Annotated in this window: 13 protein-coding genes and 1 pseudogene; 9 read left to right on the forward strand and 5 right to left on the reverse strand. The window is 36.4% G+C overall.

Annotated elements, in window-relative coordinates:
- Positions 1-10 precede the first annotated feature (10 nt).
- Complete coding sequence (locus BOQ64_RS10450) at positions 11-859, reverse strand: hydroxymethylglutaryl-CoA lyase (RefSeq protein ID WP_129058025.1); 849 nt, start codon at positions 857-859, stop codon at positions 11-13.
- 190 nt (positions 860-1049) lie between these two features.
- On the opposite strand from BOQ64_RS10450, the gene pepT reads away from it, so the two are divergent.
- From pepT to BOQ64_RS10490, 9 genes and pseudogenes are all read left to right on the forward strand, one after another.
- On the forward strand, positions 1050-2297 hold the full coding sequence (gene pepT / locus BOQ64_RS10455; RefSeq protein WP_129058026.1) for a peptidase T: 1248 nt from the start codon (positions 1050-1052) through the stop codon (positions 2295-2297).
- A 4-nt stretch (positions 2298-2301) separates the two neighbouring features.
- Complete coding sequence (locus BOQ64_RS10460) at positions 2302-2868, forward strand: energy transducer TonB (protein ID WP_129058027.1); 567 nt, start codon at positions 2302-2304, stop codon at positions 2866-2868.
- A gap of 184 nt (positions 2869-3052) precedes the next feature.
- Complete coding sequence (locus tag BOQ64_RS10465) at positions 3053-4078, forward strand: hypothetical protein (RefSeq protein WP_228448305.1); 1026 nt, start codon at positions 3053-3055, stop codon at positions 4076-4078.
- A gap of 53 nt (positions 4079-4131) precedes the next feature.
- Entirely contained in the window at positions 4132-4359 is a 228-nt protein-coding gene (locus BOQ64_RS23820) for a hypothetical protein (RefSeq protein ID WP_228448306.1), read from the forward strand.
- Between the two features lie 167 nt (positions 4360-4526).
- Entirely contained in the window at positions 4527-4760 is a 234-nt protein-coding gene (locus BOQ64_RS10470; protein WP_129058028.1) for a hypothetical protein, read from the forward strand.
- Positions 4761-4922: 162 nt separating this feature from the next.
- Positions 4923-5687 (forward strand): T9SS type A sorting domain-containing protein, encoded by a 765-nt coding sequence (locus BOQ64_RS10475; RefSeq protein WP_129058029.1) that lies wholly within the window; start codon positions 4923-4925, stop codon positions 5685-5687.
- 188 nt (positions 5688-5875) lie between these two features.
- Entirely contained in the window at positions 5876-6472 is a 597-nt protein-coding gene (locus tag BOQ64_RS10480) for a porin family protein (protein WP_129058030.1), read from the forward strand.
- A 284-nt stretch (positions 6473-6756) separates the two neighbouring features.
- On the forward strand, positions 6757-7605 hold the full coding sequence (locus BOQ64_RS10485; protein WP_228448307.1) for a sensor histidine kinase: 849 nt from the start codon (positions 6757-6759) through the stop codon (positions 7603-7605).
- Positions 7595-8328 (forward strand): annotated as a pseudogene (locus BOQ64_RS10490) (LytR/AlgR family response regulator transcription factor). The gene BOQ64_RS10485 and the pseudogene BOQ64_RS10490 overlap by 11 nt, the downstream one beginning before the upstream one ends.
- Before the next feature lie 85 nt (positions 8329-8413).
- On the opposite strand, the gene BOQ64_RS10495 reads toward BOQ64_RS10490, so the two are convergent.
- The 4 genes from BOQ64_RS10495 to BOQ64_RS10510 all read right to left on the reverse strand — a co-directional run bounded on the left by BOQ64_RS10495 (position 8414) and on the right by BOQ64_RS10510 (position 11695).
- A complete protein-coding gene (locus BOQ64_RS10495) occupies positions 8414-9322 on the reverse strand; it encodes a DUF6268 family outer membrane beta-barrel protein (RefSeq protein WP_129058032.1) in 909 nt (302 codons plus the stop codon).
- Between the two features lie 176 nt (positions 9323-9498).
- On the reverse strand, positions 9499-10707 hold the full coding sequence (locus tag BOQ64_RS10500) for a multidrug effflux MFS transporter (protein ID WP_129058033.1): 1209 nt from the start codon (positions 10705-10707) through the stop codon (positions 9499-9501).
- Positions 10708-10883: 176 nt separating this feature from the next.
- The gene (locus tag BOQ64_RS10505; RefSeq protein WP_129058034.1) at positions 10884-11048 is read right to left on the reverse strand and encodes a helix-turn-helix domain-containing protein; all 165 of its coding nucleotides are present in this window, start codon (positions 11046-11048) and stop codon (positions 10884-10886) included.
- The gene (locus BOQ64_RS10510; RefSeq protein WP_129058035.1) at positions 11045-11695 is read right to left on the reverse strand and encodes a hypothetical protein; all 651 of its coding nucleotides are present in this window, start codon (positions 11693-11695) and stop codon (positions 11045-11047) included. The genes BOQ64_RS10505 and BOQ64_RS10510 overlap by 4 nt, the downstream gene beginning before the upstream one ends.
- Between the last annotated feature and the right edge of the window lie 21 nt (positions 11696-11716).

Below are 11716 nucleotides of genomic sequence, written 5' to 3' on the forward strand. Positions count from 1 at the left end.
TTAAATCATTTTAAAAATGAAAAATATCCTTCGCTTTATTGTAAGAGCTTTCAAAGTTTAAAAGATTCAGCTTGTGCTCTGCTTTTTCAACACTCATAAAGTTGATGACCTGTTCTGTAGGCATATTTCCTACCAGATCATCTTTTGCCATAGGACAACCGCCAATTCCTTTGATAGCACTATCAAATCTTCTACAACCTTGGTCATAAGCAGCCTTTAGCTTTGAATAGGAATCTTCATAACGGTTATGAAAATGTCCTCCGAAATTAATTTCAGGATATTTTGAAGGAATTTTTTCAAATAAAAGAGTAATCGTTTCCGGTGTTGCCACTCCTGTAGTATCAGAAAGCAGGATATCTTTCACTCCAATATCCGAAAATCTCTGTGCCCATTGATCTACATCTTCCCACTTCCACATTTCACCATACGGATTTCCAAAAGCCATAGAGAAATAAATGTTCAGTTGCTTTCCTTCACTTTTTACAAGTTCAAGCATTTTAATGATTTCATCAAAAGCTTCTTCCTGGCTCTTATTGGTATTTCTGTGCTGAAAGGTTTCAGAAATAGAGAAAGGGAATCCCAGAATATCTACAGACTGATGTTTTAATGCTTTTTCCGCACCTCTATAGTTTCCGATAATGGCAGAAACTTTAGTTTTGGAACGGGATTTATCGATATTTTCAGCCACCTCGTCAGAATCAGCCATCTGTGGAATTGCTTTTGGAGATACAAAACTCAGACAATCCAATACGTCAAAACCAACATCCATTAAGGAGTTGATATAATCTATCTTTTTATCAGTAGGGATAAACTCTCCCCATCCCTGCATTGCATCTCTAGGACATTCGGTAAGAAACATTTTTACTTTATTGATTTTCTCAAATATAATAAAACTAAACTATTTAGTATACTGTACTTACAAATCTAACATTATTTTGATTTTCAAAGTTTTATATGCGATTTATAATTTCAATAACTGATATTCACCCGCAAATAATGTATTCTGAGCATCAAATTTGCTAACTTTGTTAAAATTTATGATAAATCTGATGAGTACAATAGAATTCAATCCGTTATGGAAAGAGAAATTACTGAACCGTTTCCTTAGTTATGTAAAAATATATTCAACCAGTGATGCTGAGAGTGAGGCAACTCCTTCTACTGAACGCCAGTGGGATATTGCCAATTACATTACTGAAGAGCTGAAAACAATCGGTTTGGAAGATGTTTCAATTGATGAACACGGTTATATTATGGGCTATGTTCCTTCTAACCTTGAAAATGATGACAGACCAACCATCGGATTCATCTCACACTACGATACATCTCCGGATTTCAGTGGAGAAAATGTAAGACCTCAGGTTTGGGAAAATTATGATGGAAGTGACCTTCTATTAAACCAGGCTACAGGATTCACTTTATCTCCTTCAAGATTTGAAAGCTTAAAAAAATATATCGGCCAGACGGTAATTACCACTGACGGAACCACTCTTCTTGGAGCAGATGATAAAGCAGGTTGTGCAGAAATTGTAACGGCTGCAGAATATCTTATCGCTCACCCTGAAATTAAACACGGAAGAATTGCTGTAGGATTTACCCCTGATGAAGAAATCGGAAGAGGTGCCCATAAGTTTGACGTAGCTAAATTTGGTGCAGAATGGGCTTATACAATGGATGGTGGAGAAGTTGGAGAACTTGAATACGAAAACTTTAACGCTGCCGGAGCTGTTGTAAAAATCCACGGATTAAGCGTACACCCGGGATATGCTTATGGCAAAATGATTAATGCCGCTTTATTAGCTGCAGAATTCGCTCAGACCTTACCAGCTAATGAAACTCCTGCTACGACTAAAGGTTTTGATGGGTTCTACCACTTAATGGATATTACCGCTGATATTTCTGAAGCAAAGCTTCAATACATCATCCGTGATCACGATGCTGACAAGTTTGAAGCAAGAAAAAAATTCATGGAAGAAAAAGTGGCTGAATTCAACCAAAAACATGGTGCCGGAACTGCTGAAGTGGAGATCAAAGAACAATACAGAAACATGAAACAGCAGTTTGAAGGCAAAATGCACATTGTAGATCTTGCTGCCAAAGCAATGACTGAAGCTGGCATTGAACCTAAGATCAAAGCGATCAGAGGAGGAACAGATGGTGCTCAGCTTTCGTATATGGGGCTTCCTTGTCCAAACATCTTCGCTGGAGGAATCAACTTCCATGGACCATATGAATATGTAGCATTGGAAAGTATGGAGAAAGCAACAGAGGTAATTATTAATATTGTAAAAGCTTAATAAGATGAAAAGACTCTTAGCATTAGCCTTCATATTATCTTTTGCTTTCGGAAGTGCTCAGGTATCTGCATTCCAGAAGGCTGATTCCAAATATGAAAGAAAGAAACAAGCATTGTATAATAAATACCCTAAGCCTAACGATCTGAGAACTAAGCTAGAGTGGCTTCTTACGGAAGATAAAATAACATCTTATAAAAATGCTCTTGAGAAAATTTCTGAAGGCGATAAGAAAGCATTAGCCAATGATCCGCCCGTCAAAACTAAATTGACAAAAGAAGCGGAATATGAAACAGGAAAAACAGCTTTTCAGAAATCATTATATGAAGCCGTTGATCTTGCTTTCTTAAACTACGCCTCAGACTCTTATAAAGCTACCTTAAGTTTTGTTGTAGACTCTAAGGGAAATACTCTTGATGCTCAGGTTAAAGGAAATAATGATGATGTAAATGCATTTATTGAAGCAGCCTTTTACCGCATCAAAGAAAAAGGCAAATGGAAACCGGCAGAAGCCAATGGGAAACCGGTATCATCCACCGTATCTCTTCCTTTAGTTTTAACATTCAAAAAATAAATACAATAAACCCGCTGTAATAGCGGGTTTTATTTTTCTCGTTCCGTAAATATCACAAATAAGCCAAAGCCAAAAACATTAATAGTACTGAAAATCATTATGTTATTGACATTAATTTAATGCAATTATTTTGTAGACTTTAAATAATTCACCTAATTTAGATAGAAACTTCAAATTCACGCTTATGAAAATGAAATCTAACTTCTTCAAAATCAGCAGAAAATTCCATTTATCTATTCTTTTTGCTATTTTCTGCGTATTTCTTTTAATGTCTTGTTCTCAGGATGATCCGGCAACGACTCCTGTTGAAAAGCCTACTGAGCCTGCTGCACTGAAAACCTTAGGAAATCTGACCTTACAAAAAAATGTAATTATTCTGAATGATGAATCTGTTAATGCAATTTCTACTCATAATGAAGGAGCAATTACATTTAGCCGTATGACTCCACAAACAGACAGTATTTCAACAGGAACTGTTATTGTAGGTACAAAAATAGATGGCGATCAGGTGAATACCATTCTATCAAAAGTAACTTCCATTTCTAAGTCTAATAATGGATTTATCTTACAAACCTCCAGTGCCAAACTTGAAGAGTTCATTTATAATGGAACTCTAAGCGGAGTCTATGACCCCTCAGATAAAGCGCCGGTTAGCATCAATGGAAAAATGGTTAATTATATTCCCATAGAAGGTTTGGTATCCAGAGAAATCAATAATAAAATTCTTTCTATTGAGGCAAAAAACCTTAAAAATCAAAAAATAGTTGAGTTCAATCGTTTTAATTTTGACAAAACGTTCTCATTTCCTTTATCTTCAGCCGGAACATCCAGTGTGAACGTAAAAGGGGGATTTACGCCTAAAATTGATTATAATATTTCCTTCTCATGGGGCCACTTATCTGATTATTATGTGAACCTCATCATGGATGATATTAAACTTCAAAGCACAGCAAACATTATAGGAAGTCTTGGCTACACAGCAAGCAGTACAGATTACCTGAATATTCCAATTGCTCCTATTGTACTTGGGCCTACAGGCCTAATTTTAAGCCCTACTATTTCTGCTGGGCCGTTTCTTGGTGTACAGGCAACAGGAAAAGTACAGGGGCAGCTTCTGGATCTTGAAGGAAATGCCAACTTCCTTGTGAGCAAAACACCAGCTCTGAATATCAACCTTCAAAAAAATCTGATCCTGCCATCACTGGATTAGAAGGAAATCTGTCTGCAGAAGCAGGCCTTGAAGCAAAAGGGGCTGTAGGACTCATGTTTCTCACTATACCTATTGCCAATTCAGGATTAAGGGGAAGAGCATCTGCCCTTTCTTCTTTAGGATTAACAGTTATCCCTGAAAGAAAAGGTGTTTTTTCTGTAAAAGGCAGAATACAGGCAGATATGTTTTATGGTTTTGGGATCTCCCCTTTCAGGTATGAGGGCACTATTCCTTTATTCAAAAAAGAATATTCACTATATCAAAAGGACTTTATTTTTTAAAGAAAAAATGATAATTGTAAGAAAGCCACCATATGAGTGGCTTTTTTTGTTCGATAAAAACTACACACACTACTCATTTACAATTATTTAAGACTATTTCATTATATTTACAAAGGATGCACAATCCTAAACTATAACATTTAATACCAAATTAAACTATGAAACAAATGAAAAAACTTTTGAGAAAGGATCTTTCAACGATTCTTGGTAACGGAATAGACAGTTGCCATATGGGAGGAGATTCTTATAATTGCCAGAACGACTGCCAGTGTGCCTGGGGAAAAGCCTGCGAAATGTATGAAGACGGAAGCCCGGGACAATGCATTTCTGTTGGCGGCGGCGGCGGAACCAGTGGCGGTGGATGTCCTCCTCCAAATGATTGTACGGAACAGCCATATTAAAATTAAATCACAAACAACCTATCGGAAGTCATCATGGCTTCCGATCTTTTTTCATTCAAAACAGGATTATCGTCAAAGTATTTCTACCATTCATCAAATAAAATTCCCGCTCATCTTTCAGATCTGTTGTTTTGCATCAAATTCATTAAACAACAATCACTTATGAAAAAAACTCTTTTTTCAACGGCCATTTTAGCAGCAAATTTTGTATTTGGTCAGATGAATCTTGAACACACTTATACCTCTGATAGTAGCCATTGGGATGTGTATTCAGACAACAGCACCTCTCATTATCTGATTGGCAGAGGAAATAATACTTTTGATATCTACACAGCCAATCATACACTGTATAAAACTTTAACGCCTAATATTCCCAATACCTATCTTCATATCCCAGAGTTACTCAAAGAAAACTATTCCATTTCCAAGCGTATTTTTAATACAGATGATAAGTTAGAGTTCATCTTAACTTTTATCAATAATCAAGGAGGACAGCGTTTAATGCTGATCATTAATGAAGACGGAAATATCATCAAACAGTTTGGAAATGATTATCATTCACTCTATCAGATTTTTCATGATGCAGCATCCAATCAGAACAAATTTGTCATTTCAAAAAGTTCAGGTACCAATACTGTTACAGAAGTGTATGCGCTCCCTACTTCAGCCTTAACTACTTCTGAAATTCAGTCACAGAATAAAAATAAGCTTTCTGCTTTCCCCATTCCTACTAGCAAGCTGTTGAATATTATGAATCCTGGAAACGGCGGAAACAATGTTCAGGTCTATGATGTTTCCGGAAAAACAGTTCTTAGTAAAAACTTCAGTCCCGGAGAGAAAAATATTTCCATTGATGTAGAATCTCTTAAAGCAGGGGTTTATCTGTATACAATCGGAGATCAAAGTTCTAAGTTCATCAAGAATTAAACCTTATCACCATATTGGTAAAATCTCACTTCACTTGTAGTGGGATTTTTCTTTTTTAATGAATACTCCTAAAAAATAAAACAGGGATATCTACAGCTCATCAAAACATCATTACCGTTCATCAAATAAAATTTCAATCGTATTTCAGGATGCTTTGTTTTGCATCAAATTTTAAAAGTAATCAATTTATGAAACAACAATTTTTAGCATTCTGCTCTTTGTTATTATGCATTACATGTTCTATGGACACACAGGCTCAGCAAACATCGTCTTTACACTTTGGTATTAAGGGTGGAGCAAATTTTACAAAAACCTCAACGGAGTCTTCTTCCTTGGAAGGGAAATACGGTTTCGGCTATCAGGCGGGAGCAATGGCAAGATTGGATATTGGAAGCCTGTATGTACAAGGAGAAGCACTGTTCAACAAAAGAAAAACATCTTACGAAGCAAAAGACAAACAAACAACAAAACTAACATGGAACTCTATTGATATTCCTGTAGTGCTAGGGTATAAATTTGTTAAAACTGATGATTTTAATGTAAGAGCATTTGCTGGTGGTGTGTACAGTTTTGCTTTTAACAACAAGTTATCGGTTTCCGAATCAATGCAGGAAGGTTTTAACAAGTTTGATAAATCCAATATCGGAATTACAGGAGGAATAGGTGTGGATTATAAAAATTTCACAGTAGACCTCAGGTATGAACATGGCCTTTCCAACATCAGTAAGGAATTTAAATCTAAGCCCCACAGCTTTAGTCTTGGGATAGGTTATTTCTTATTCTAAAAACTTGAATTATCTTTGACTGATTAGAAACTGTAAACTGCAGTTTCTAATTTTTTGTAATCCCATTTCAGATACCTCCAATGACTAACCCCTTTGTTTTAAAAGAATATATCTTCACATTTATCTTCTGGCTTGTTCTTACTATTGTATTATGGTGTAACTTTCAGACCGAGACAGATAAATATTTGGCAATGATTCAGGCCATTATCATTGCTCTAAGCTCCTTTACCTTCACTCATTTTTTAACCAGCAAACTTCTTCCCAAGGCGCTACGGGAAAAAAAGATGAAAAAGTTTCTTATCCAGACAACTATGGTCATTTTTATTTTGAGCATCATATTTTCTGTTATTTTCACTTACCTTGAGGCGGCCCCAAAAGATCAATTACCACCTAACTTTAAAGACCACCTGCCTTTTTTATGGCGTGGATTTTATATGTCTTTACCCGCGTCATTTCTTATCAACGGATCGGCCTGCGGCATCAAATTTTATAAGGAGCATGGAAGAATAGAACGGGATCATATTCTCCTTCAACAGGCTCATTTGGAAAACCAACTCAAGCTTCTTCAGGATCAAATTAATCCCCATGTGGTATTTAACATTCTGAACCACATTCATATTTTAATGAAGCACGATACGGAACTCGCAGATTATTTATTGATGAAATTCTCAGATATTCTACGATACCAGCTTTATCATTGCAATCAAAAACTGGTCTCTCTGGACAAGGAAATTGAATATCTTCAAAACCTGATTGAGGTTGAAAAATTAAGATGGGGAAATGAACTGAATGTAAAATCTACTCTGGAAATTGACAATAGAAAAGCTCTGATTGCCCCTCTGCTATTGGTTCCTTTTATTGAAAATGCCTTTAAATATGTTTGCAGACTTCCCGGGCAAACGGGCTATGTAAAGATCTTTTGCAAGGAAGAGAACAATACCCTTTTCTTTTATGTTGAAAATTCATATTCAGAAATGGCTGTTCATAAAAAGAAAGACGGCGGCATTGGGCTGCAGAATGTAAAGAAGCGTCTGAAATTACAGTATCCTGATGCTTATGATCTTAAAATTGAGTCTGATAATCTTGTCTATAAAGTAAATTTAACCTTAAAACTGTCTGAAAATGAGCAATAATATTCCCAAAATGAAATGTCTGATTGTAGATGATGAGCCCTTAGCAAGGTTTCACCTTAAGGAATTAGCAGACCAGATTGATTTTTTATCTGTGGAAGGAACCTGTGCCACAGCTTTGGAGGCGGATGCTAAGGTAAAGGAAAGCGAAATAGATCTTCTTTTCTGGATATTAATATGCCCTACCTGAATGGTATTGATTTCCTGGAACAGTTGGAAAATCCACCATTGTGTATTTTTACAACCGCTTATTCTGAATATGCATTGGAAGGATTTCGTCTTCAGATAGTGGATTATCTTTTAAAGCCTATTGCTTTTAACCGTTTTTATCAGGCAGTAAATAAAGCGCAGCAGCAGTTTATCATCAATGAAAAATTAAAGAAAAATACCCCTCTTGATGATCCTTTTATGTATGTGAGACAATCTGATACCTTTATCAAGGTTTCGTGGGTGGATATTTTATATATTGAAAGTATGCAGAACTATACCAAGCTGCATTTTAAAGATAAATCCCTTGTCATTCATCAGACTATGAAAGCTATTGAAGAATCTTTGCCCTCAGAACATTTTTTTAGAATTCATAAGTCGTTTTTAATCAACATTACCCACATTGATATGATCTCCGGGGGCAGACTGTTTATTAATAAAACAGAACTTCCTATTTCCCGTACCCGAAAAGAGGAACTGCTCAATCAGGTAGTGTATAAGAAACTGATCAGTAAATAAAAGAAAGAAGCCGGAAAGTGTTTGGGGGAATTATTCAAGTTAAAAATAGATCAAATAAGTATATTCCGGCCTCTTTTCTCATATGTTAAGGTAAATTCCAGCGTAATGAAACCGCAGCATAGAATGTACTTGAAAACTTCGGGTCTTCTACTTTTTTGTCTTTAAAAATACTTTTGATTTTTCGTTCACTTTCGCTGAAACTTCTCACTAGGGTTGAACCACCTGTGATTCCCAGACTCAACTTATCACTGATTTTTATTTCCGGTCTGAGACCTGCGGTGATCTGTTGATAACCAAACATAATCGACTCTCCATTTTTATTTCTTTCCACAGTCATTCCGCTAAGGTTAACTACGGCTTTTAAAGTAAAGGCATCCGAGAACTGATATCCTACTTCTGCGCCTTCAGGGAAATTAATTCTGAATTTGACCTTTCCATTGGTTTTCCAGTCAAAATAGATCCACGGAAGAACCATCGGAGCCCCAAATGCAGTAGTAAGCACCGGCCCTGCTCCCAACGCAAGATTAGGATTAAAATGTCTGATAAACAAAACTCCACCCTGACCCAGCACATCATCAAAATTAACATGCTCAAGGTCTGTATAGAGACCTACCGAAGCCATCATCATCATACTCCATTTCTTTCCCAAAGGCCGTATGTGCTGTAATCCTACCTGAGCATTCAGCATCTGATCCGGAAATAATGGTGTTTCGTAATTTTGGTGAGACATTTTCGCATAGGATCCGCTAAGCAGCATAGACCATGCTTTTACCCTGCCTGCACTGTCTTTTTTGACAGATAATGGAATACTCAGATTCAGGTTGATTCTTTTAAAATCACTTTTGGAATTGGTTTTTGTACTGTCTTCCGGACGGATATAATTAGATGCTGGAATATATTCTGTTTTAAGCTCAGCTGAAATTCCCGACTGGGCACTTACCCAATATCCTAACGGCAACAGACAGCAAAAAGCCGTCAAAAGGTTCCTTTTCATATTTTAAATTTTATGCAAAGAGAACCTTTTAACTATTTTTCACAAAAATTACTTGATTAAGTGCCCGAATACTATGACCAATAGAAACATTTGAAGGATAAACCAACTGGAAGCTGAAAGTTACTGTCACACGGTTTCAATAACTCCCCTCCTCCAGCTTCCCGCTTCCTTACTATCTAAGCTACAGATTCCTGCATTACAGTCTTCTTACCTTTAAATATCTGATATCCAAACCATACAGCAACCAAAGCCATTCCTGCGCGGGTTACTACCATCGGTAAAATAGAGTCTGCTTCTAAAAGACCTAATACTCCTGACATTAAAAAGGTTACCATCAGCTGCATGAATCCCAACAGTGCTGCTGCAGTACCTCTTCCCTCTTTAAAAGGTGATAGAGCATGTGCTGAGGTAAGAGGAAACAAAATTCCGATAGCCAGCAAGGATAAATACAACATCCCTATTTCCAATATCATAGAAAGGTTTCCTGCTGCTATAAAAATGTGAAGAGTACATACAACCAGCAGTATTAAAGTGGCTGAAAATAAAAGCGTTGAATTACTTATCCTTTTAATTAATCTGGGGGTAATATAAGCTGCTGTAATTAAAGCTAATGAATTGAATGCGAATATAAAACTGAAGGTCTCACTGGAAAACCCATGAATTTCCATAAATAAGAACGGAGCATTTGAAATGTAAATAATCAAAGAGGCAAATGCAATACTTCCAACCATTGTACTGTTAATAAATTCTTTGTTGGAAATAATCATTTTCAGCTGCTCCTTTAACCCTTTTTCATCAGTGGTTACATTATCCGGCTCGCTGATTCTTGCATTAGTTTCCGGAACATATTTGTATACCATAAAAAATGTAATCAGTCCCATAATACATAGAAAAGCGAATGAACTGTTCCAGCCCCAATATTTCAGAAATACACTTCCCATCAAAGGAGCTACGATAGGTGCAATACCACTGATCTGAGATTGTTGTGCAAAAATAGTTACAGACTTCTGTTTATCATAAAGATCAATAATAATGGCTCTACCAATCACAATTCCTGCACTTCCTCCAAATGCCTGTAAGAAGCGCATTGCCCATAAGACGTAAATATCTGAGGTAAAATAGATGGCCGTTGCTCCTATAATAAAAAGGAGAAGCCCACAATACAGCATAGGTTTACGACCTGTTTTGTCTGATAAAGGCCCCCATAATAATTGTCCGAAAGCAAATCCGGCAAAGAAAACAGAAATAGAAATCTGGATATGCCCGATATCTGTTTTAAAAATTTCAGCCATGTTTGGGAAAGCAGGAAGATAAAGATCTATACTTAAGGATTCTAACGTGTTGAGCAGTGCCAGAATAAACACTACAATACCTAACTTCTTCATAAATTGTAAGCCTTCACAGGCGGTTTTTTTCAGGGTGCAAAATTGCCTTAAAAAGCAAAAGATTACAATAAAAGAATTGAAGGAAGTATAGGACAAACTGAAGATTAAAATATAAAAACAATTGAAAACACTCAATTTAAACCTGCATTAATTGTAAATATTGAGGATTATGTTTTTTAATTATTCTTAAAGCTGTCAGGGTTTTGACCGGTATATTTCTTGAAAAACCTTGAAAAATATGAAGCATCATTAAAACCTAGCTTAAAAGCAATCTCTTTTACCGTGAGTGCTCCAAAGCTGAGCTCCCTTTTAGCTTCCAGAATAAGACGCTGAGAAATCATTTTTTTACCGTTGTTCCTCTCAGAAGACGTACAATATCATTAAGATGATGGGTGCTTATCTTTAATTTTTCAGCATAAAAGCTTGTTTCTTTATGGGTAATATAGTGTTTTTCAATAAGCTCTACCAGATCATGGATACGTTGGCGGTCATTCAATAAAGGTTCCTGAGGTTTAATCTGTTCTCCAATGATGATGCAGAATGCTTTCAGATAAGCCTTTAAGAGTTCTGTTCTTGACTCACCTTTATACTCCTGCTCAATTAATGCTATAAGCGTACTGCAGGTTTTTTCATTTTTAGGATCTAAGAAAAAAGGAAGCTGACCGCCGGTTAGTACAGATTCAATAGTACATGCTTCGTTGAAAATTTCCCGGCTTATGGCCATTGCATATCCTTCTTCTCCTTCTACCTTCATATTGAATGCCTGTCCCGGTGCAATGATACAGATTTGATTGTTTTCAAGTTTATAGCTTTCAAAATCCAGTTCCAGATGGCTTTTTTCATACACTTCCCTGAACCAGATAATTTCAAAAAAATTATGCCGGTGTACATCATGGAAATTCTCCGGACCTGCCGCACTCAGGGTACTCATCTGAAATTCTTCAGAAGTAAGGTGGTGCATCGGTATTTCTTTCTCTGGTATATTCATCACTGTATTTAAAAAATAGTT

The organism is Chryseobacterium sp. CH25 (genome assembly GCF_004119455.1).
Lineage (GTDB): Bacteria > Bacteroidota > Bacteroidia > Flavobacteriales > Weeksellaceae > Chryseobacterium.